This window comes from Bifidobacterium canis (assembly GCF_009727065.1).
GTDB lineage: Bacteria > Actinomycetota > Actinomycetes > Actinomycetales > Bifidobacteriaceae > Bifidobacterium > Bifidobacterium canis.
The window spans coordinates 516,814-538,732 of the sequence record NZ_WNLP01000001.1 but is presented as its reverse complement, the minus strand read 5'-3'; the positions used below and the strand labels follow the sequence as shown (position 1 = coordinate 538,732).

The window sequence follows — 21,919 nt, the reverse complement described above, 5'->3', positions numbered from 1 at the left end:
GTTGTGAATACCTTAAACTCTACCGGCGAGCGGCTCTTCAGCCCAAGGCATCCTTGATCTTGCTGAAGAATCCCTTCTTCTGCGGTGTGGCAGGACGCGAGGATTGCTGCACCGGCTGCTCGTTCGCGTCGTTCTGCTGCTGTGCGAACTCCTCGACCAGCTGACGCTCCTTGTCGTTGAGCTTCGTCGGGATCTGCACGTTGATATGCACCACGAGATTGCCGCGCTGCTCCTTGTCGTTGAGCTTCGTCAAACCGAGGTTCTTCAGTTCGATCGTCTGCTCAGGCTGCGTGCCAGCCGGAATCTCAAGCGTCTGCTCGCCATCGAAGGAATCGATCGTCGTCGTATGGCCAAGCACGGCCCACGTCATCGGAATGCGGATCCAGCAGTGCAGGTCATTGCCATCGCGAGTGAACTGCTTGTCTTTCTTCACCGTGATGTCGACGTAGAGGTCGCCCGGCTGGCCATTGCACTCGCCAGCCTCGCCCTGACCCGGCACGCGCAGCCGCGAATCGGTCTGCACGCCACCCGGAATCGGTATCACCACATCGCGTTCGGTGCGAATGCGACCGGTGCCTTGGCATTCCTGGCATGGATGTTCGAACACATTGCCATGCCCCTGGCAGGTTTCGCACGGTACCGAGGTCATCATCTGCCCCAGCAGTGTGCGCACTACCTTCTGCGTATAGCCGGCACCATGGCACGTCGGGCAGGTCACCGGCGGCTCCTCATGCTCGGAGCCGGTTCCCTTGCACGCCTGACATGTGCCAAAAGTGGAGAACTTCAAATGCTGCTGTGCGCCGAAGACCGCGGTCTTCAAGTCGACGCTCAACTCTTCGAGCTGATCACGCCCTGGCTGGCTGCGTGGAATCGGGCCATTGCCGGTGCCACCACCGAAGGCGTCGAAGAACTGGCCAAACACATCACCCATATCGAAGCCAGAGAACGACTGGCCATTACCGTAGCCGGCCGAGCCTCTTGGATCGTTCGGGTCGACGCCCATGTCGAACATGCGGCGCTTTTCCGGGTCGGAGAGCACCTCGTAGGCGGTGTTCACCTCCTTGAACTTCTCCTCGAATTCGGGACCCGCCAGATCAGGATGGTATTTGCGGCTCATCTTGCGATATGCACGCTTGATATCCTCTTCGGTCGCGTCGTGTTCAACACCCAAAACCTTGTAATAGTCAGCCACTGCCATTCTTTCCGTTATGGTTACGTTGTCTGTATAGTGCTACTCGAAAGCGTTGATGGTTATTCCTGCGTCCCATTATGGTCGTGGCGCAGGAATTCCGTCAGATACCGGGCGACCGCATGCACCGCGGCCATGGTCACCGCATAGTTCATATGCGTAGGACCGATCGACCCCACGACGGCTATGGGCATCTGCTCCTCGTCGGAATTCGCATTCGCATCCTCTTCATCTGTGTGAGGCGTCGAACTGCGCCCGTACCCGCTACTCACCACGGAGGCGTGCAACAGGCCGGGAGTGTGCGTCTCCGAGCCGATGGCGACGCCGACGCCGCCTTGATCGGGGTGGATGGTCAGGTCATACATGAGTCGCATCAGCACGACCTGCTCCTCCAACGCGTCGAACAGCGGCGCCAGGTTCTCGGCGTCGATATGCTGATGCGTCAAGCTTGATGCGCCCGACGTGAACAGCTCGTTGGTGCGTTCCTCGTTCTCCAAGCCGGTGAACGCCTTGGCTATCGCATTGCGCAATGGCGCGTGCAGGTCCTCGTTCGTTGGCAATGCGCGTATTCTGGCAGCACACTGCCTGAACGTGAGCATGTGGCACTCCCGGTTGATCTCGTCACTGATGCGTTGCGACTGCTCGAGATCTGGCATGTGCGCAGCGTGAACGATGCGCTGCACGACCCTACCGGTTTCGGTGATGACGACGAGCAGCAGAGAATCGGTGGAAACGGGCAGGATCTCCACATGCCTCATCAGCGAACGAGACAGCGAAGGAGCCGAGACGACGGCGAACTGCCCGGTGATCGTCGCGAGAATGCGGGCGGCGCGTTGCAGCGTGTCTTGCAAGCTCACCGAATCACTCAGGAAACTCGTCACAGAACGGCGTTGCTCAGCGGTTAACGGCATGAGCGACGCCTGGGAATCGACGAAATAGCGATACCCCTTCTCCGTGGGAATGCGCCCTGCGGAAGTGTGGGGCTGTACAAGATACCCCTCCTCCTCAAGTGCCGCCATATCGTTTCGAATGGTTGCCGGACTGACACCAAGATTGTGCTTAGCCGCCAATGCACTGGATCCAACTGGCTCCTGCTGCCGTATATAGTCTTCTACGACGGCGCGCAACACCAGCATGCGACGTGTCTGACTCATATATCTCCCTCAAGCCTTTCGTATCCATTGTATTAGCACTCATGATATTGGAGTGCTAATTTTGCGGCTTGTAGAGAAAGCGTCATGAACACGCCATCGGCTCGAAACCTCGTCGGTTATTGCGGTTACTATGTAAATGCAATGTGAAGAGCTGGGCGTTCGGCACAAGCCGAAGCGCCGATGCTCGAAATATTGGAAGGAAAGTAGATCACTTATGACCGATAACACCTGGTCTGAATTGGATGAGCGCGCCATCAAGATGGCGAAGGCCCTCTCCGCCGATGCAGTGCAGAAGGCGGGCCACGGCCATCCGGGCTCCCCAATCTCTCTGGCTCCTATTGCCTACACGCTGTATCAGCGTTTCATCAAGCATGATCCGAACGACCCGAACTGGGCCGGCCGTGATCGCTTCATTCTTTCCGGCGGCCATGCATCGCTCACGCAGTACGTGCAGCTGTATTTCTCCGGTTATGGTCTGACCCTCGACGACCTCAAGTACTTCCGCGGCGGTGCCGACACCCGCACCCCAGGCCATCCTGAATACGGCCTGACCCCGGGCATCGAAATGACCACCGGTCCTCTGGGCCAGGGCGTCGCCTCCGCAGTCGGTTTCGCTTACGGCCAGCGCTACGAGCGTGGCCTGCTCGATCCGGAAGCACCAGAAGGCAAGTCCCCGTTCGACCACAAGGTGTGGGTCATCTGCGGTGAAGGCGACATCGAGGAAGGCGTCTCCGGTGAAGCCTCCTCCCTCGCCGGCAACGAGAAGCTCGGCAACCTGTTCGTCTTCTTCGACGCCAACCACATCCAGATCGAAGGCGAGACCAAGATCTCCCTCGACGAAGACGTCATCGAACGCTACAAGGCCTATGGCTGGTACACCGACGAGTTCAGCTTCATTCAGCCTGACGGCTCCTACAAGGAAGACATCGAAGGCCTGTCGAAGGTCATCGAGAAGGCTGAGCAGGTCACCGATCGTCCGCACTTCATCAAGGTCGATACGCTGATCGCATGGCCGACCCCGGGCAAGACGAACGATCCGTCGTCCCACGGTTCCGCTCTTGGCGACGAAGCCGTCGCCGGCCTCAAGAAGGCTCTGGGTCTCGACCCGGAGAAGAACTTCCAGGTCGACGAGGAAGCCCTCGCTCACGCTCGCAAGGTCGCAGAGCGCGGTCTGAAGGCTCACGAGGAATGGGACGCCGCCTTCGACGCATGGGCCAAGGCCAACCCAGACAAGGCTGCTCTCTACAACCGCATCAAGAACGGTGAGCTGCCGGCTGAGTTCGACAAGGCCATCGACGATCTCGAGGCCAGCTTCGAAGCCGGCTCCAAGGTCGCTACCCGCAAGGCTTCCGGTGCCGTGATCAACGCCATCGCGCCGATCATGCCTGAGCTGTGGGGCGGTTCCGCCGATCTCGGTGGTTCCAACAACACCAACATCAAGGGTGCTGCCTCCTTCGCTCCTGCCGATGACGCCACCACCCAGTGGCCGGACTGCTCGCCATATGGCCGTCAGCTGCACTTCGGTGTTCGCGAGTTCGCCATGGGCTGCATCACCAACGGCATCCTGCTCGGTTCCGACACCCGCCCGTTCTCCGGCACGTTCTTCATGTTCGCCGACTACATGCGCGCAGCAGTGCGTCTGTCGGCCCTCATGGAGATCCCGAACCTCTACATCTGGAGTCACGATTCCGTCGCTCTGGGTGAAGATGGCCCGACCCACCAGCCGATCGAGCACCTGAGCTCCTTCCGCGACATCCCGCAGCTCGAGGTCGTTCGTCCGGCCGACGAGTGGGAGACCGCTGAAGCCTACCGTTACTTCTTCGAGAAGAAGAACACGTTGCCGACCGCGATGGTGCTGACCCGCCAGGGTGTCCCGACGCTCGTTGAGACCGCTGAAAAGGCCAAGGACGGCGTTCGCAAGGGCGCTTACGTGCTCTTCGACTGCGATGGTGAGCCGGACGTGATCATCATGGCTTCCGGTTCCGAAGTCCAGTGGGCTCTCGCCGCAGGCAAGCAGCTCGCTTCCGAAGGCATCAAGGCTCGCGTCATCTCCATGGTTTCGATGGAATGGTTCGAGGAGCAGAACGAGGAATACAAGGAGGAGATCCTCCCGAAGAGCGTCAAGGCTCGCGTTTCCGTCGAAGCCGGTTCCGCAATGTCTTGGTACAAGTACCTCGGCACCTACGGCAAGGCCATCGCCATCGATCAGTTCGGTCTGCAGGGTGACGGTGCACAGAACATGATCGATCTGGGCATCACCACCGAGCACGTCGTCGAAGCCGCCAAGGCTTCCATCGAAGAAGCTCGCTGAATCGTATGAGGGGATGCTGCAAGGCATCCCCTCCCCCTTGTTCAAACTTGGTTTTGAACAGCATATGGTTTTATCCAACAAATAAGTAGGAGATAAATAATGACTGCATCTACTCAGGCAATTTCCGATGCCGGCGTTTCGATCTGGCTGGACGATCTGTCTCGCACCCGCATTGAGTCGGGCAACCTCGAAGAGCTCATCAAGAACGACAACGTTGTTGGCGTTACCACCAACCCGTCCATCTTCCAGAAGGCTCTGAGCCAGGTCGGCCCATACGATCCGCAGCTCAAGGAACTGGGTAAGGTCGATGTCGAGACCGCTATTCGCGAGCTCACCACCACCGATGTGCGCAACGCTTGCGACATCTTCAAGCCGGTCGCTGAGGCTTCCGACTACGTCAACGGCCGCGTCTCCATCGAGGTCGATCCTCGTCTCGCCCACGAGACCGAAGCCACCGAGAAGCAGGCTGAGGAACTCTGGGCCAAGGTGAACCGCCCGAACGCCATGATCAAGATCCCGGCGACCCTCGAAGGCCTGCCGGCCATCACCGCAACCCTCGCCAAGGGCATCTCCGTCAACGTCACGCTGATCTTCTCGCTCGAACGCTATGAGCAGGTCATCGACGCCTTCATCGAGGGCATGGCTCAGGCTGAGGCCAACGGCAAGGATCTCTCCAAGATGGCTTCCGTCGCTTCCTTCTTTGTCTCCCGCGTGGACACCGCGGTCGACAAGCAGCTGGAAGAGATCGGCTCCCTCGAGGCCAAGGGTCTCGAAGGCAAGGCCGCTGTTGCCAATGCTCGCCTCGCTTACGAACTCTTCGAGAAGAAGTTCGCCGAGGATCCGCGCTGGGCTGCTCTCGAAGCCAAGGGCGCCAAGAAGCAGCGTCCGCTGTGGGCTTCCACCGGCACCAAGAACGCCGCTTACTCCGACGTCAAGTACGTTGACGAGCTCGTTGCCAAGAACGTCGTCAACACGATGCCAGAGAAGACGCTGAACGCTGTCGCCGATCACGGCCAGGCCACCATCGGCATCACCGAGAACTTCGATGAAGCTCACGACATCATGAACGATCTCGCTGAGGTCGGCATCAACTTCAAGAACGTCACTGACAAGCTCGAAGCTGATGGCGTCGCAGCCTTCATCAAGTCCTGGGATTCCGTGCTCGCCGATGTTCAGTCCGGCATCGACCGCGTGAACGCCTGATTCTAACATCACGGCACTCCTAGACTAGGAGATCAAAAGGCCGGTGCGCTCCATGTGGAAGCGCACCGGCCTTTTCATATTCTTATAATTTTGTAAAGCTGACCGGTTTCGATGTATCGCTGAGACAGTGCCAATATTGAAACAGATCAACAGAACATTGAATATTGAACTTCTCAAACGAAACTTTGAACTATTCAAAAATAGTTTTGAACTCTATGAATATCATGTTCAATACAAGAGTGCATAGCAAAAACGGTGGTGTGGAAGATCCATACTCTCCCACACCACCGTTATGTGATGTTCGACCACTAGTTCAGATATTGATGCTTGAACTCACTGATGGTAGTAGCTGAAGAAGTTCGTCAGCTTCGCTGTGGCGTCTTTCAGCACTTCAACGCGCGGCAGATACACCACACGGAGGTGGTTCGGCTCATGCCAGTTGAACCCGCTACCCTGCACGATGAGCAGCTTCTGATCATGCAGCAGATCGAGCGCGAACTGCTCGTCGTTGTGGATGTTGAACTTCTTGGTGTCGATCTTCGGGAAGATGTAGAACGCGGCCTTCGGCTTGACCGCAGTAATGCCGTCGATTGAGTTCAACGCTTCGTAAATGTATTCACGCTGCTCGTAGATGCGTCCTCCCGGCACCAAGTAGTCTTTGACGCTCTGATGGCCGCCAAGGGCCGTCTGCACCACGGATTGTGCTGGCACATTCGAGCAGATGCGCATGTTCGTGAGCATGTCAAGCCCTTCGATGTAGTCCTTGGCGATAGCCTTGTTGCCGCTCAAGATCATCCAGCCGATGCGGTATCCGGCGATCATATGAGACTTCGACAGGCCGCTGTAGGTGACGCAGAACAAATCAGGCGCCAACGAAGCGATGGACGTGTGTTCCAACCCATCCATGACCAAGCGGTCGTAGATCTCGTCCGAGAAGATCATCAGCTGGTGCTCGCGCGCCAAATCGACGATCTGCTGAAGCACTTCCGTCGGGTACAGCGCTCCCGTCGGATTGTTCGGATTGATGATGACGATCGCCTTCGTGCGGTCGGTGATCTTCGAACGCATATCGTCGATGTCCGGATACCAGTCGGATTGCTCATCGCAAATGTAATGCACGGCCTTGCCGCCGGCCAATGTGACGCATGCGGTCCACAGCGGGTAGTCCGGTGCCGGCAGCAGCACCTCGTCACCGTTGTCGAGCAGGGCGGACATGCTCAGGTTGATCAATTCGCTCACGCCGTTGCCGGTGTAGATGTCTTCGACGTCCACGTTCGGCAGATGCTTGAGCTGGGCGTACTGCATGATCGCCTTGCGTGCGGAGAACAGGCCCTTCGACGCCGAATACCCTTCGGTGTCAGCGAGCTGATGCGCCATATCCGCCACCACTTCGTCAGGCGTGCGGAAACCGAACGGGGCCGGATTGCCGATGTTCAATTTCATCACATGCATGCCCGCGGCCTCCATGCGAGCCGCCTCATCGACTACCGGTCCTCGAACATCGTAGAGCACGTTGTCGAGCTTGTGCGACTTCGTGAACGTTCTGCGCGTGGTCGGCATGCTCGGCTCGTCGTTGACCGATGCGGGAACATCGGGGAAAGACGGATTCTGCACGTCGCTGTTATGTTCCGGTTCCATATGATGCTCCTGTTCCTTTGGCGACTGGGTGTGATGCTCCGACGTTTCGATGTGGTTTGCTTCAGCGATCTGCTGCGACACGTGTGCGAATGTGGCCGGATCGTCGTCGAACGGCACATTCTCCCCCGCCAGCCAATGCTCGTTGACTCGCAGCACGGCGGCCAGGAAGTATTCGATGTCTTTTCTCGGGCGGGTCTTCCCACTCACATACTGACTGATGTGACTACGGCCGAGTTTGACTCCGTGCTCATGTGCTGCTTTGACGAAATCGATCTGCTTGATGCCACGCAGTTCCATAGCTTGGTTCAATCTGTCGTTGAACTGTGCCATAGCGCCCCCTGAAACATATTTTGAACAATTACAGTGCTCTGTTCAAAATATCATAAGTTCAATATTTAGTTCAATGTGAGCGTGTCGTAGTTTTGAACAATATGCCTCACATCTTACATAATTTAAAATTGAACTATATTGAACATCTAGTTCAGCAGTATCTTTTGTTCAATCCAGTGGGCAACGCCGTCATCATTATTTGAACTGCATATCTCATCCGCTATGTTCAATACGTGTGGGTTTGAATTGGCGACTGCCACCCCGGTGCCGGCTGTGGTCATCATGTCAATGTCAATGACGTCATCGCCGAACGCTATGACGTCAGCCAGATCGATGTTCAATCTGTCGCACAGCAGTTCCATCGTGTACTTTTTGTTGGCGTGCGGATTCATAAGCATCCACAGTGTTCCCTCACTGATGTTCAACGACAGGTCGTCAGGAATCAACGAGGCGAGCACATCGTGCGGCTCATCATGCGGGAAGATGATGATCTTATCTGCCGTCCCCTCAGGTACATCAGTAAAATCGGTGAACTTCCATTCCTGCGTTTTCCAATACTTGCTCACATCGAAGTTCGTGTAGCGCACATCGTCCATGACGATGCCGATTTCGATATTCGGAAAAGTCGAGACGAACGTTCGGCACACTTCGCACGCACGTCGCGATGACAAACCGATTTTCAGTAACTGCCCAGCAGGAGCCGATGCCGCGCCGGTCAGCATCGCATAACTCGATGTTCGAGGATGAAAATCGATCAACGCTCCATTAAGATAGATACATGCATCGGCATTGAGTTGCCTTACCATGTCGAGTCCGGTGCTCACAGGTCGAGCCGTTGCGACGACGAACGGAATGTGTCGCGCATGCAGCCGATCGACTGTCTCGATCGTGTACCGAGACAGCGCGCGTTGTTCGAACGTCGTTCCGTCATGCAACAGCGTGCCGTCAAGATCAGCCACAATGAATGGTTGCGTCAAGCTACTTCTCCCCTACCGTAAGTTGTGATGAGTCAGGAATTTGTTGTGTGCGAGTATAGAAAAACCCATGCCTCACAAAGAAGCATGGGTTTCTTCGCAACGATGAATCAGGCGATGCCGAACTTGGTGAACAGCCCGAGGGTGATGATGATCGCAACCCAGATCAGGGCGATGATCACCGTCCAACGGTTCAGGTTCTTCTCTGCCACACCAGACGAGCCGGCGTTCTGCGTGAGACCGCCACCGAACATGTCGGAAAGACCGCCGCCCTTGCCCTTATGCATAAGAATCAGCAGGGTGAGCAACAGACTGAGAATAACGAGCACAATCTGCAAGATCAGCTTGACAATGGCAAGAGCAGACACAAGTACCTCCAAAAATTTCTTAACGGTGACCATAGTACCTCATTGCCCGGAACAATACGATTACTGAACACGGCCAACCCAACAATCTTCACGGAAACGTCAGTGCGAAGTCGTCGCTATTGTTTTCTGCAGATCGACGTGAGCTCATCGACGTCGAGCGCGGCGCCGCCTATGAGAAAACCGTCGACGTCCGGCTCTTCAATGAGTTCGACGCAGTTCTTTGACGACACGGATCCGCCGTAGAGAACGCGCACCGTGTTCGCAACATGGTCATCGAACGTGTTCGCAAGATCTTCACGGAACGCGTGCGCCGCATCCTGCGCGGTTTGCGGAGTGGCGACCATACCCGTGCCGATGGCCCACACCGGCTCGTAGGCGATGATGAGTTTCGCGGCCTCTTCGTCGGAGAGATCTCGCGTCACATCATGCACCTGACCGACGGCGAATTCCAGTTCGATGCCCTTGCGCCTTTCCTCAAGACTCTCGCCCACGCATAGAATCGGCTGCATGCCGGCGGCCATCACAGCACGCACCTGGTCGACGATGTTCGCATCGTCTTCCGGATGGTATTTACGGCGTTCGGAGTGACCGACGATGACGTAACTGCAACCTAGGCGCGCGATCATGTCGGCCGACACGTCGCCGGTGAACGCACCCTGCGATGTCACCGAAACGGCTTGCGCTCCATACTTGATCTTGAGCCGTTCGGATTCGACGATGACCTGCACGCTACGGATCGAGGTGAACGACGGGAACAGCACCACCTCGCACTGGTTGAAATCGAAGTGGCTTTTCTTGAGATTGCGGGAAAACTCGCGAACAAAAGCCGTGGCTTCGAGGTGGTCGAAGTTCATCTTCCAATTGCCGGCGACCATTGGCATTCGTATTGCTGTAGCCATGTTTCTCTTTTGCGTGAGGTTGCATAAACGCGATGTGAGACGCTCAAGCACGAACGTCTCACATCGCGTTTGCTATATACGGGTTATTACTCGAGAACCTTCAGGCCAGGGAGTTCCTTGCCTTCGAGGAATTCGAGGGAGGCGCCGCCACCGGTCGAGATGTGCGAGAAGCCATCTTCGGGGAAGCCGAGCAGACGCACCGCAGCCGCGGAGTCGCCGCCGCCGACGATGGTGAACGCACCCTTTGCAGTCGCATCGACGAGTGCCTGAGCGACGGCACGCGTGCCGGCTGCGAACTGCGGAACCTCGAACACGCCCATCGGGCCATTCCACACAACCGTCTTGGAGTCGACGATCTTGTCGTGGAAGAGCTTCTGGGACTCAGGGCCGATGTCGAGACCCATCATGTCGGAAGGAATCTGATCAGCTGGAACGACCTTCGGATCAACCGGGGTGTCGCCAGCCGGGAAGCCCTTGTTCACCACGATGTCGACAGGCAGAACCAGTTCGACGCCGTTCTTCTCAGCGGTTTCGATGTAGCCCTTGACCTGATCGAGCATGTCTTCCTCGAGCAGCGAAGTACCGACCTCGTAGCCCTTGGCCTTGAGGAAGGTGAAGACCATGCCGCCGCCGATCACGAGACGATCGGCCTTGTCGAGCAGGTTCTCGATCACACCGAGCTTGTCGGAAACCTTCGAGCCGCCGAGCACCACGGTGAATGGACGCTCCGGATTGTTCGTGGCCTTCGACAGCGCCTTGACTTCCTTCTCAACGAGCAGGCCGGCGGCCGCAGGAAGATCGGCGGCCGCGTCGTAGTCGGAGCCCTGTGCACGGTGAACCACGCCGAAGCCATCGGAAACGAACACGTCGCCGAGAGCAGCGAGCTTCTTCGCATAGGCGGCACGCTCGGCCTCATCCTTGCTGGTCTCCTCAGGGTTGAAGCGCACGTTCTCAAGCAGCACCACGTCACCGTCGTTCATAGCGGCGACCTTCGCCTGCGCATCCTCACCATAGGTGTCGGAAGCGAGCACAACCGGGCAGCCGAGCAGTTCGCTCAGGCGTGCGGCGACCGGAGCCAACGACAGCTCAGGAACGACCTTGCCCTTCGGACGGCCCAAGTGAGCCATCAGAATGACCTTCGCGCCATCCTTGCGCAGGGCTTCGATGGTAGGCAGGGCAGCCTTGATACGGCCATCATCGGTGATGGTGGTTCCATCGAGCGGAACATTGAAATCAGCGCGAACCAGAACGCGCTTGCCCTTCAGATCTCCAAGATCCTTGAGTGTCTTCATTCGTTTTCCTTTCTAACCGCAAGATGCCAAGCGACCGACGGCCGCAGCACATCTTAGCGCCAAAACCATTGCACGGCATTGCCGATGCCAGGCATCAGCGATCATGCCAAACAATCCGCTTTCAAGCTTATCAGCTCTTATTCGCCATGTTCTCCTGCTCGACTTTTTCCGCCCTTTGCAGCAAACGACGAATACGGCCGGCAACCGCGTCCTTGCTGATCTGCGGGCGTGCGGCACGACCAAGCTCCTCCAACGAGAAGTCTGGATGATCGATGCGCAGCTGGCCTGCAGCACGCAGATTCTGCGGAATATCATCCCCAAGCACATCGAAGGCGTGCTGCACCTTCACAACCGCTTCCGCGGCCGCCTTCGCGCTACGGCGCATATTCGCGTCATCGAAATTGGCCAGACGATTCGCACGATGATGCGTTTCGGGATCCGGACGCTTGCCGGTCCAATCACGAACCGTGCTCCCCGCACCCATCATCGTGAGCAGACGCTCGATGGCATCGGGGTTGGAAAGGTGAATGCGCACCGAGCTGCGCACCGTGTGCTTTGACGCGCGAATGCCGAGGCGCTGCCCCATCGCGATCAGCGAATCGGCGGTCTCGTCGTTCGGGCAGATGATCTCCAAAGCGCTTGGCTTGTCGGGGTCGGAAAGCGTGCCGGAAGACATGAACGCGCCACGCCACACGCCTTTGATCTGCGCGATGTTGCCGTTGGAAAGCTCGGAAGGAAGTCCTTTGACGATGCGGTTGAGTCGCGGGTCGATCATGCCCGTGCGCACAGCCAAGGCGAATCCGGCACGAGGGCCGACATCGACGGCGTAGCGGCGCAACGAACCGTGAGGTGTCTTCACGTCGACGGACTTCAATGCCGCAGGAATCTTGAAGAGGCTTTCAATCGTTTCCTGAAGCCAGTGGGCGGCCTCCATGGAGTCGAACTGTGGCTGAACAATGATCTGCGTCGACGACTCGCGTTGCACCCTGCGGAAGCCTCGTCCGAAATACAGCATCGACGTCACCTGCGCCTTCTGTACCGCCGGTGTTCCCCCATCGATATTCGACAGCTCGCTTTTGACCTCATCGAGAAGCGCCAAAAGATCCTCCTGTATGTAGTTGTTGTCTATCAACTGTTCGGCGTGTCGCATTGACTTCCGCTGTTCTGTGATACCGAAAGTCTTGGACAACCACGCGTATTTTTCCTCGCAGGCAAGCTAGTGTTCCAGCATGCGAGAATCCGTTGCAATCATTGGGAATTACGGTCAAGCTCACGTGCGGAGACCGTCACGGTCAAACCGTGGGAGCGCAATCGCGAAGCCAAGGCCTCGCTCATTGCGACGGATCGGTGCTGACCGCCGGTGCAACCGATCGCTATCGTCACGAAATGCTTGTCTTCCTGCGCATAGCCTTGTATGGCGATTTCGATCGCCTTCTCATATGCGTCGAGGAACTTCGTGGCCTTGTCGTTCGACCGCACATATTCGCTCACCGGCGCATCATGCCCGTTGAGTTCACGCAGTTCCGGCACCCAGTATGGGTTCGGCAGGAAGCGCACGTCGGCGACGAAATCGGCGTCGATCGGGATGCCGTATTTGAATCCGAAACTGAAGATGTGCACCGACACCGTGGTAGGGCCGGTACCCATCAATGCGTCATACAGTTTCGTCGACAACTGGTGAATGCTCAGCTTCGACGTGTTGATGACGATGTCGGCTCGCTCTTCCAGATTCTCCAAGAGCTTGCGTTCCTCGTGAATGCCGTCGATCAGACGATTGCCGGCCTGCAACGGGTGCGGGCGGCGAACCGATTCGAATCGTTTGACGAGCACGTCGTCGTCGGCGTCGAGGAACAGGATCCTCGTTTTCAAGCCCAAATCATCCAAATGAGACAGCACTGCGCTCAAGTCCATGAAGTAGTCGCGTGAACGCACGTCGATCACGGCGGCGAGCTTATGCACGCCGGATTTCGATGCCGTCATCATATCGACCAATGGTTCGAGCAGTTTCGGCGGCATGTTGTCTACCACATACCAACCCATGTCTTCAATGCTGTGGGCCGCATGGGAGCGACCGGCGCCACTCATGCCGGTGATCAGCAGAACCTCGAAGCCTTCGGCTGGAGAGGAGGCGTGTGCGTGATCCGCTGACTCGCCTTTGTTCTGCGTATCTTGTTCAGCTTGCATCACAGCTCCTTTTCCAATGCTTCCCACATCGCCTGTTCCAGTGTAGCCGTTTGGGGCAGATTATTCGTCAGCGTATCGAAATCAGTTCCGACAGCCGAACCCATCATCAGAAGAACCTGCGCGACGGCCTGATGAAGCAGCATCCGTTCACCGCCGATCGCCAGTCCCCCATGAGCCCTCCATACCTGCATCAGCAGCGATGGACGGGGATCATACACGACGTCGAGCAACACCCCACGCAACGGTGTAGTCGTTGCACTGAGTTGCTGGGCGATCGGGTCGGCTCCCCTGCCGGGGATCGTGCTGATCGCTATATCGCAGTGTTCCAACGGTTCAATGGCCTGTTCCAATGGAATGACCGAAACGGTAAGCCCGTGTGCTGCCGCCAATTGCGCGAACTGCGGATTGCGATCCGGGTGGCGTGCGGCCACCGTCACCGTTGTCACGCCAAGCATGATGCATGCCGCCATGGCCGATACTGCGGTATTGCCGTTGCCGAGGATCACAGCCGTCGCATGCTCTGGGAATGCGCGCGATACGGTGCCGAACGCATCATGGAATGCGCGTGCGATGCCATAGACGTCGGTGTTGTAGAGCGCCAGTCGAGGTTGCCGGCCAGACCAATCAAACACAACGGTGTTGGCCACGGCCAGTTCCCTCGCCCATTGGTTCGATGGCGTGCCGAACGGTTGGATTGTGCGCTTGAGCGGCATGGTCAGGCTCAGCCCGCGCCAAGAATCATCCAAGTCGTTCACAAATGCCGGCAGATCGTCTTCACCCACTTCGATCTTGCCGTATGCCCAATCATGCAGTCCGAGCGACTGATATGCCGCTTCATGCAAGACCGGGGAAAGGGAGTGCGCGATGGGTTTGCCCAACACAGCCGCACGCTGAATAGTACTCATAACTTCCCTCTGTCGGTTTCTCTCTGTTCCTCAGTATATTCGCCACCGGTCGATCATCACGAATCAACGCTGCCCGCATTGCCGTCAGAGACTTTGGAATCGTTCTTCTCAGCGGTGTTGTGCAAGGCGGCATAAATGGCTTCGGCCTTGGCATGCCCGACTCCTTTGACCGCTTCCAGCTCCTCCACGCTGGCTGCGCGCATGTTGCGTACGGAACCGAAATGGTTGAGCAATCGCTTCTGGAAGGTCGGCCCGATGCCCGGAATCTCGTCCAAAGCCGAACGCAATGCGCCCTTACGACGCGTTTGCCGGTGATAGGTGATGGCGAAACGATGCGATTCGTCGCGCACGCGCTGAAGCAGATACATGCCCTCCGACGATCTTTTCAAAATGATCGGGTAATCGTCATCAGGCACCCACACCTCTTCCATGCGTTTCGCCAATCCACAGACGGCCACATCGGTGACACCGCAATCATGCAATGCGCGTGCGGCGGCCATCACCTGCGGCTTGCCGCCGTCGACGACCACGAGATTCGGTTTATAGGCGAAATGACGGCGATCAGTGTTCTGCTGCACCATCTCTTCAGCGACATCCTCCGCGGAGTCAAGCTGATCGGAACCCGAGCCGTTCGAATCCGGCGACTGATTCATGGCCTGCTCGAGACGCTTCTCGTTGTCCATGCTCTCACCGCTGTCTCCGGCAATATTGCCATGGCGGAAGCGACGTGTCAGCGTCTCATACAATGCGCTCAAATCATCGAGAGCACCCTTGCCGTCTTCACCGCGGATGGCGAAACGACGGTACTCCGACTTCTTGGCCATGCCATCTTCAAACACCACCATCGACGCCACCTGGAAGGCACCGCCGACGGTGTTCGAAATGTCGTAGCATTCGATGCGCAGCGGAGCTTGCGCCAATCCCAGCGCATCGGCGACATCGTTCATGGCGGCGGTACGAGCACCGATGTCGGATATGCGGCTCATCTTCGAACGTTGCAACGCCTGCTGCGCATTCTGCTCAGCACGCTCCAACAACTGTTTCTTATTGCCGCGCGCCGGCACGCTGATCGACACCGCGCCGCCGCGCAGCCCACGAAGATAGCTCTCCAGATCATCGGCACGAGATGGCATGACAGACACCAACACCTGACGGGGAACCGGAGCGATCGGCTCCAACAGGTCAGCCCTGCCCGTCTGCTCCTGGCGCTGGTTGCGGGCCTTTGTGGATTGCGCTCGAGTCAGTGCATCCCCTGCCGACATGCGTTGCGTCGAGCCGATCGCAGTGCGCTTCTCCGACACCTTGATCTGCGAACTGCGCATGGTGATCGGCGCCGGTTCAGCCGAGCCGGTGCCAGTAGCGCCATCCGTCTTGGCGACAGGCGGATCAATCGTCGGCACGTCAGAAGGCATGTGAGATGTTTTTCGGAATTCGCCCTCACGTTCACCGGCCAAGTCGGAATACACCTGCATGATCAGATCGCTGATCAACTCGGCATCGTCGACATCCTCGACGCGTTCGATGCTCCAATTGCGTTCACCTCGAATGGAACCGGAACGCACAAAGAACGCATGCACCGAGGCTTCCAGCTCATCGGAGGCGATGCCGAACACATCGGCATCAACATCCTGATCGAGCACCACCGAATTCTGTTCGACAACCGTGCCGAGCATCTGGATCTCATCACGCAGACGCGCGGCCTTCTCGAAATCAAGGTCGGCACTCGCCTCCTTCATCTGCGCGGTGAGCGAGGCGACATACGATTTGCCGAGACTTCCGGTGAGCACGCCGACAATCCGTTCGCACAGCAGTCGGTGATCCTTCGGGGAGATGCGGCCAACGCAGGGAGCCGAGCATTTGCCGATCGATGCGAGCAGGCATGGACGGTTCGTGACCTGCGCCTTGCGGAAGTTCGACGGCGTGCAGGTGCGCACCGGGAATGCGCGCAACAGGCCGTCGAGACTCTTCTTGAGATCCCACACTTTCGCATAGGGGCCGAAATAGCGGGTGTCGCGGCGTTTACGGCTGCGCGTGATCCACACCCGGGGGTATTCCTCCCCCACCGATACCGCAAGATACGGGTAGGTTTTATCGTCGCGGAACACCACGTTGAACCGTGGGTCGAACTCCTTGATCCACGTGTATTCGAGGGTCAGCGCCTCCAACTCGGTGCCTACGACGGTCCATTCCAACGATCTGGCCGTGAGCACCATCGTCTGCGTGCGCGGGTGCAACTGGTGGAGCGGTTGGAAATAGTTCGTGAGCCTGTTGCGCAGGTTCTTCGCCTTGCCGACATAGATGACCTGACCGTCGCCGTCACGCCACTTGTAGACTCCGGGCTGGGCGGGAATGTCGCTGGTTTTCGGGCGGAAGAGGTCGCGTGAATCACCCAGCAGCGGGGCGCCGTTCTTGTTGACGCCGCTGCCGCCTGTTGCGGAACCGGTCGTCGAAGCGGCCGGCTCCGCAAGCCGTGAAGCCATCTGCTTCCATGTGCCGGGCGCGTGACGCTCGAACATCGGCATAGCGAATCCTTTCCATACGCAATGCGTCGTATAGCTATAAGCGGTTTCTATTTCCAGCCGGCATTATTTCTTCGTCTGCAACATCGGTTCGAGGAATTTGCCGGTCCACGAACCATCGCATTGCACCAGATGCTCAGGCGTGCCTTCGGCCACGACAGTTCCGCCTCCGTCACCGCCCTCAGGGCCTAGGTCGATGAGCCAATCGCACGACTTCACCACATCGAGGTTGTGTTCGATGATGATGACCGTGTTGCCCTTGTCTACCAATCCTTGAAGCACCAGCAGCAGTTTGTTGACGTCTTCGAAGTGCAGGCCGGTGGTCGGCTCGTCGAGAATGTAGACGGTCTTGCCGGTGGAACGGCGCTGCAATTCGGTGGCGAGCTTCACGCGTTGCGATTCGCCGCCGGAGAGCGTGGTCGCCGGCTGTCCAAGACGAATGTAGCCCAAGCCGACATCCACGAGCGTGTCGAGGTAACGCGAGATCGACGGATACTCCTTGAAGAACTGCGCCGCCTCGCTGATCGGCATGTCGAGAATGTCGGAGACGGTCTTGCCGTTGTATTTGACCTCAAGCGTCTCACGGTTGTAGCGCTTGCCGTGGCATTCCTCGCACTCCACATACACGTCGGGCAGGAAGTTCATTTCGATCTTCAACGTGCCGTCACCGTGGCAGGCTTCGCAGCGTCCACCCTTCACGTTGAACGAGAAGCGGCCGGGGCCATAGCCGCGCACCTGCGCTTCAGGGGTTTTCGCGAACAGTGTGCGAATCTTGTCCCACACGCCGGTATAGGTGGCCGGGTTCGAACGCGGCGTGCGTCCGATCGGATTCTGGTCCACGTGGATCACCTTGTCACACTGCTCCACGCCTTCGACGCGCGTGTGCTTGCCCGGCACGATGCGAGCCCCGTTGAGCTTGTCGGCAAGCACCGGGTAGAGAATCTGGTTCACCAGCGTCGATTTGCCGGAGCCGGAGACGCCCGTCACGCAGGTCATCACGCCGAGTGGGAACTCGACGTCAATGTTCTTGAGGTTGTTCTCGCGTGCACCCACCACGCGCAACATGCGTGAACGCTTGATCTTACGACGCTTCTTCGGCACCTCGATCTTGCGACGACCGGCGATGTAGTCGCCGGTGATCGAGCGTGGCGCATCCACCAGGTGCTCGGCAGGGCCGGAATACACGATCTCGCCGCCGCCTTCACCGGCGCGAGGGCCGATGTCTACAACCCAGTCGGCGCTGGTGATCGTGTCTTCATCATGTTCGACCACCACAAGCGTATTGCCCAGATCACGCAGATGGTGCAACGTCGAGATCAAACGTGCGTTGTCGCGTTGATGCAGGCCGATGGACGGTTCATCGAGCACATACATCACACCCACCAAGCCAGAGCCGATCTGCGTGGCCAGGCGAATGCGCTGAGCCTCACCGCCGGACAGCGTTTTCGCGGCACGCGAGAGCGTCAGATAGTTCAGGCCGACGTCATTGAGGAATCCGAGACGCGCGCGAATCTCTTTGACCACCTCACCGGCGATCTTTGCCGCCGAGCCGGTCAGATTGAGATCGTTGATCCACTGCAGGCTCTTCTCCGCAGCCATGTCGCACACGTCGGCAATCGACTTGTTGTCAACGGTGATCGCCAGCACCTCAGGGCGCAGCCTCTTGCCCTTGCAGGCACTGCACGGCACTTCGCGCATATACGATTCGTAGTATTGCTTGCGCTGTTCGGAATCGGTTTCGTCATGGCGGCGCATCAGCGAACGGATCACACCTTCGAAGCCTGTGGTGTATTCGCGCATGCGCCCCCAACGGTTGCGGTACGAGACCTCGACCTTGAAATCCTTGCCATAGAGGATCGCGTCGCGAACGTCCTGCGGCAGATCCTTCCATGGGGTGTCGAGGTCGAAGTCCATCTGGCTGGCGAGGCCTTCGAGCAGGTGACGGTAGTAGTCGCCTGTGCTCTTCGTCATCATCCATGGTTCGATGGCGCCCTCGTTAAGCGTTTTGTCGGGATCCGGCACCACCAGTTCAGGGTCGATTTCCAGGCTGAAGCCCAGGCCAGTGCATTCGGGGCATGCGCCGTACGGCGCGTTGAACGAGAATGTGCGCGGTTCGATCTCGTCGAGGTCGAGCGTATGCCCGTTCGGGCAGGCCATATGCTCGGAGAACGGCACCTGCCTGTCGGGATCGTTCTCGTCGCGGTCCACGAAATCGGCGACCACCACGCCATGAGACAGTCTCAGCGCGGTTTCCACCGAATCGGTCAGACGCTGGCGAATGCCGTCGCGAATGACGAGACGGTCGATCACCACGCTGATCGTATGCTTCTTCTGCTTCGTCAACGCAATGTCGTCGGAGAGCTGGCGCATCTGGCCGTCGATGATCGCACGCGCATACCCGTCGCCGCGCAACAGTTCGAGCAGATCGGCGAACTCGCCCTTACGCCCGCGCACAACCGGCGCAAGCACTTGGAAGCGCGTGCCCTCCGGCTGTTTGAGCAGCGTGTCGACCATCTGCTGAGGAGTCTGCGCCTGCACCGGTGCTCCACAGACCGGGCAGTGCGGCACGCCTGTGCGTGCGAACAGCAGACGCAGGTAATCGTAGATCTCGGTGATCGTGCCGACGGTGGAACGCGGGTTCCTGTTCGTCGTCTTCTGATCGATGGAGACCGCCGGGCTCAGACCCTCGATGAAATCGACGTCCGGCTTGTCCATCTGCCCGAGGAACTGCCTCGCATAGGCAGACAACGATTCCACGTACCTGCGTTGGCCTTCGGCGAACAATGTGTCGAACGCCATCGATGATTTGCCCGAGCCGGAGAGTCCGGTGAACACCACCATGCGGTTGCGCGGAAACTCGAGGTTCGCGTTCTTGAGATTGTGCTCACGCGCGCCCTGCACCACGATTTTCAGATCGTTGGGAAGGTGGCTGATGTCGGCGATCAGATTGCCGTTATGCTCTTTGAGCGGCGCCTTTTCAAGCTCTTTGCTGAGGAAGGCGTCACTGGTCATCACTTTTTCGATGACAGGTGACGTGTTCTGCGATACGCGGTCCGCCAATGCTGCTCCTCCTGTTGGAATAAAGCCGTGTGTGCTTTATGTGCAGTATCGTACCCCATTCATTCACAAAAGTCGAACAATTGTTCGACTTGGGTGCGCCTGCTTCATAACGTTCGTGCTACTGCAAAGATACGTGGTGTTCATAAGACGTTTCCAGTGAGTTTTCCAATGAACGTAATCGAGGTGTTTACGCGGGCGGCGTCCGCGCCGACGGTTTATCGTGGAAGAGGTATCGAACAGTTTGGAGAAGGTATGAACAAGAAGAGTTCGGAGCGGCAGACCACTTCCACGTCGGCCGTGTCTGTCAACGAGAAGTCGCGCGCGCATGTGCAGCGTGATATTGAGATGATCTGCGCGTGGGTGTCGTTCGCCGCGCTGATCGTGTTCAACGCACTCGCACAGGCCGGCATATTGCGCAAGATGGTGCACCCGACGCATGCGGAGGCGTTCACATGGTTCGTGCCCGCCAGGTACGTCGACCTGATCTGGGTGGTCGTGTATGCGTTCGTGGCGGTGTGGTTGGTGCGTCTGCGCAACGACAAACATCGTGAAAAGGGTTGGGCAGAATTCCCCCGAGCATTCTGGGCATTCTGTTCACGCTCACCTGCCTGCTGCAGATCGCATGGCTGTTCTGCTTCCATGCAGTGAACTATCCGGCCACGATCACACTTGGTCTCGCCGCCACGATCGTGCTGTGGGTGCTGTGGTTCTTCTCACGCAAGCATGACCAGACAATCTGGGGTTGGGCTCCGTTCTCGCTGTGGGGCTCGTGGATGGGCATCGAGACCATCACCGACATCGCCCGCGCGGTCAGCTATTACCTGTCGAAAGACGGTGACCTGTCTTCGCTCGCGCAAATGGCATCGACGATCATTCTCGCCGTGCTGTTGCTGGCGCTCGCATGCTTTGCACGCTGGCACTTCCACGACTGGGTGTTCGGATTGTCGGCGTTGTGGGCGCTGCTCGGCATCGCCGTACGTCTGATGGACACATCGAAGGTGACCGCCGTGCTGATAATCGTTCTCGAAACGTTGGCTGCCGCGCTGATGTACCTGCCGTGGCGCAAACTCACCGGCAGACTGAACTCGGTCGACACCGTGTCGGCTCAGACCGGCAACGCCGTCGAGGTGACTGATGACGCAGCCGCGGACGACACCGATCAAGACGATGGCGATGAAAGCACTCACTGAGTTTTCTTGAACACACTGACATGCCAGCTGAACGGCCGCGCACTCGGGAAATATCTCGAATGCGCGGCTGTTGTATATTCCGTGACTCACACAAGCAATACCGGCAAACCGCGCGCCGCTCGCGGCCCACACCATGACGTGCAGGGCAAGCTCACCCATGTTGAACACGGGTTCGGCCCCTGTTTTGACGAACACTCCACACGACTGTTCCTGGGCACGATGGCCAGCCCGAAGTCGAGGGAATACGGTTTCTTCTACATGCATCCGCGCAACAGGTTCTGGCCGATCATGCAGGCTCTCTTCGCCGACCCGAACGATCCCGACGACGTGGTTGGCAATACCGCGCAGACTCGTCGCGCGTTCGCATTGCGCCACCATATAGCGTTATGGGATACGATCGAGTCCTGCGACATCGTTGGCGCGAGCGATGCGAGCATACGCAACGTCGTGCCCAGTGATCTGACGACTATCATCACGCACTCGCAGATCAGCCATATCTATGCGTGCGGAGCGAAGGCGAACCAGCTGTATCACAAATACTGCGAGCCGACCCTGCTTAAGAACGGCATCAACGTGCCGGAAACAGCGTTGCCGTCGACGAGCCCGGCCTATGCCGCGAAAACGCTGGATCAGCTCATCGACATCTACAGGGACGCCGTTTTTCCCGCTGACTGATTTATGATTGAGCAGCATGACCGCCCCA

General features: G+C 58.0%; 17 protein-coding genes. 5 read left to right on the top strand and 12 right to left on the bottom strand.

The window, feature by feature from the left end; translation table 11 throughout:
* Positions 1-37: 37 nt before the first annotated feature.
* Positions 38-1,192 carry a molecular chaperone DnaJ gene (gene dnaJ / locus GSD1FS_RS02200; protein ID WP_343030162.1) on the bottom strand — a complete coding sequence of 385 codons (1,155 nt, stop codon included), beginning with the start codon at positions 1,190-1,192 and terminating at the stop codon, positions 38-40.
* A gap of 59 nt (positions 1,193-1,251) precedes the next feature.
* On the bottom strand, positions 1,252-2,343 hold the full coding sequence (gene hrcA, locus GSD1FS_RS02195; RefSeq protein WP_155588161.1) for a heat-inducible transcriptional repressor HrcA: 1,092 nt from the start codon (positions 2,341-2,343) through the stop codon (positions 1,252-1,254).
* Between the two features lie 214 nt (positions 2,344-2,557).
* On the opposite strand from hrcA, the gene tkt reads away from it, so the two are divergent.
* Together tkt and tal are read left to right on the top strand one after the other, a co-directional pair.
* The gene (gene tkt, locus GSD1FS_RS02190; RefSeq protein ID WP_155588160.1) at positions 2,558-4,654 is read left to right on the top strand and encodes a transketolase; all 2,097 of its coding nucleotides are present in this window, start codon (positions 2,558-2,560) and stop codon (positions 4,652-4,654) included.
* Positions 4,655-4,753: 99 nt separating this feature from the next.
* On the top strand, positions 4,754-5,857 hold the full coding sequence (gene tal / locus GSD1FS_RS02185; protein ID WP_155588159.1) for a transaldolase: 1,104 nt from the start codon (positions 4,754-4,756) through the stop codon (positions 5,855-5,857).
* Positions 5,858-6,190: 333 nt separating this feature from the next.
* On the opposite strand, the gene GSD1FS_RS02180 is transcribed toward tal, so the two are convergent.
* From GSD1FS_RS02180 to uvrA, 10 genes are all read right to left on the bottom strand, one after another.
* The gene (locus tag GSD1FS_RS02180) at positions 6,191-7,825 is read right to left on the bottom strand and encodes an aminotransferase class I/II-fold pyridoxal phosphate-dependent enzyme (RefSeq protein ID WP_155588158.1); all 1,635 of its coding nucleotides are present in this window, start codon (positions 7,823-7,825) and stop codon (positions 6,191-6,193) included.
* A 146-nt stretch (positions 7,826-7,971) separates the two neighbouring features.
* The gene (locus GSD1FS_RS02175; protein ID WP_155588157.1) at positions 7,972-8,802 is read right to left on the bottom strand and encodes an HAD family hydrolase; all 831 of its coding nucleotides are present in this window, start codon (positions 8,800-8,802) and stop codon (positions 7,972-7,974) included.
* A gap of 107 nt (positions 8,803-8,909) precedes the next feature.
* Positions 8,910-9,200 carry a preprotein translocase subunit SecG gene (gene secG, locus GSD1FS_RS02170; RefSeq protein WP_155588156.1) on the bottom strand — a complete coding sequence of 97 codons (291 nt, stop codon included), beginning with the start codon at positions 9,198-9,200 and terminating at the stop codon, positions 8,910-8,912.
* Between the two features lie 83 nt (positions 9,201-9,283).
* Positions 9,284-10,066 (bottom strand): triose-phosphate isomerase, encoded by a 783-nt coding sequence (gene tpiA / locus GSD1FS_RS02165; RefSeq protein WP_155588155.1) that lies wholly within the window; start codon positions 10,064-10,066, stop codon positions 9,284-9,286.
* Positions 10,067-10,152: 86 nt separating this feature from the next.
* Positions 10,153-11,358, bottom strand: coding sequence for a phosphoglycerate kinase (locus tag GSD1FS_RS02160; RefSeq protein WP_155588154.1), 1,206 nt, complete (start codon positions 11,356-11,358; stop codon positions 10,153-10,155).
* 130 nt (positions 11,359-11,488) lie between these two features.
* The gene (whiA, locus tag GSD1FS_RS02155) at positions 11,489-12,457 is read right to left on the bottom strand and encodes a DNA-binding protein WhiA (protein WP_155588233.1); all 969 of its coding nucleotides are present in this window, start codon (positions 12,455-12,457) and stop codon (positions 11,489-11,491) included.
* Positions 12,458-12,606: 149 nt separating this feature from the next.
* Positions 12,607-13,542, bottom strand: coding sequence for an RNase adapter RapZ (gene rapZ / locus GSD1FS_RS02150; RefSeq protein WP_155588153.1), 936 nt, complete (start codon positions 13,540-13,542; stop codon positions 12,607-12,609).
* Positions 13,542-14,447: a shikimate dehydrogenase gene (locus tag GSD1FS_RS02145; protein ID WP_155588152.1), complete on the bottom strand. Its 906-nt coding sequence runs from the start codon at positions 14,445-14,447 to the stop codon at positions 13,542-13,544. Before GSD1FS_RS02145 ends, rapZ begins: the two co-directional genes overlap by 1 nt.
* A 56-nt stretch (positions 14,448-14,503) precedes the next feature.
* The gene (gene uvrC / locus GSD1FS_RS02140) at positions 14,504-16,927 is read right to left on the bottom strand and encodes an excinuclease ABC subunit UvrC (RefSeq protein WP_425481774.1); all 2,424 of its coding nucleotides are present in this window, start codon (positions 16,925-16,927) and stop codon (positions 14,504-14,506) included.
* A 105-nt stretch (positions 16,928-17,032) separates the two neighbouring features.
* Positions 17,033-19,978 carry an excinuclease ABC subunit UvrA gene (gene uvrA, locus GSD1FS_RS02135; protein WP_155588232.1) on the bottom strand — a complete coding sequence of 982 codons (2,946 nt, stop codon included), beginning with the start codon at positions 19,976-19,978 and terminating at the stop codon, positions 17,033-17,035.
* Positions 19,979-20,278: 300 nt separating this feature from the next.
* Here uvrA and GSD1FS_RS09660 point away from each other — a divergent pair, with 300 nt between their 5' ends.
* The 3 genes from GSD1FS_RS09660 (at position 20,279) to GSD1FS_RS02125 (ending at position 21,891) form a co-directional block, all read left to right on the top strand.
* Positions 20,279-20,674 (top strand): hypothetical protein, encoded by a 396-nt coding sequence (locus GSD1FS_RS09660; RefSeq protein ID WP_246165702.1) that lies wholly within the window; start codon positions 20,279-20,281, stop codon positions 20,672-20,674.
* Positions 20,584-21,216, top strand: a complete 633-nt coding sequence (locus tag GSD1FS_RS09655) for a hypothetical protein (RefSeq protein ID WP_246165701.1) — start codon at positions 20,584-20,586, stop codon at positions 21,214-21,216. The genes GSD1FS_RS09660 and GSD1FS_RS09655 overlap by 91 nt, the downstream gene beginning before the upstream one ends.
* 138 nt (positions 21,217-21,354) lie before the next feature.
* A complete protein-coding gene (locus tag GSD1FS_RS02125) occupies positions 21,355-21,891 on the top strand; it encodes a DNA-deoxyinosine glycosylase (RefSeq protein WP_343030170.1) in 537 nt (178 codons plus the stop codon).
* The last annotated feature ends 28 nt before the right edge of the window (positions 21,892-21,919 follow it).

Bases quoted from the DNA above. Each gene is read 5' to 3' on its own strand.
- hrcA (WP_155588161.1), bottom strand. From the start codon at position 2,343: ATGAGTCAGACACGTCGCATGCTGGTGTTGCGCGCCGTCGTAGAAGAC.
- tkt (WP_155588160.1), top strand. From the start codon at position 2,558: ATGACCGATAACACCTGGTCTGAATTGGATGAGCGCGCCATCAAGATG.
- tal (WP_155588159.1), top strand. From the start codon at position 4,754: ATGACTGCATCTACTCAGGCAATTTCCGATGCCGGCGTTTCGATCTGG.
- GSD1FS_RS02180 (WP_155588158.1), bottom strand. From the start codon at position 7,825: ATGGCACAGTTCAACGACAGATTGAACCAAGCTATGGAACTGCGTGGC.
- secG (WP_155588156.1), bottom strand. From the start codon at position 9,200: ATGGTCACCGTTAAGAAATTTTTGGAGGTACTTGTGTCTGCTCTTGCC.
- tpiA (WP_155588155.1), bottom strand. From the start codon at position 10,066: ATGGCTACAGCAATACGAATGCCAATGGTCGCCGGCAATTGGAAGATG.
- GSD1FS_RS02160 (WP_155588154.1), bottom strand. From the start codon at position 11,358: ATGAAGACACTCAAGGATCTTGGAGATCTGAAGGGCAAGCGCGTTCTG.
- rapZ (WP_155588153.1), bottom strand. From the start codon at position 13,542: ATGCAAGCTGAACAAGATACGCAGAACAAAGGCGAGTCAGCGGATCAC.
- GSD1FS_RS02145 (WP_155588152.1), bottom strand. From the start codon at position 14,447: ATGAGTACTATTCAGCGTGCGGCTGTGTTGGGCAAACCCATCGCGCAC.
- uvrC (WP_425481774.1), bottom strand. From the start codon at position 16,927: ATGGCTTCACGGCTTGCGGAGCCGGCCGCTTCGACGACCGGTTCCGCA.
- uvrA (WP_155588232.1), bottom strand. From the start codon at position 19,978: ATGACCAGTGACGCCTTCCTCAGCAAAGAGCTTGAAAAGGCGCCGCTC.
- GSD1FS_RS09660 (WP_246165702.1), top strand. From the start codon at position 20,279: ATGAACAAGAAGAGTTCGGAGCGGCAGACCACTTCCACGTCGGCCGTG.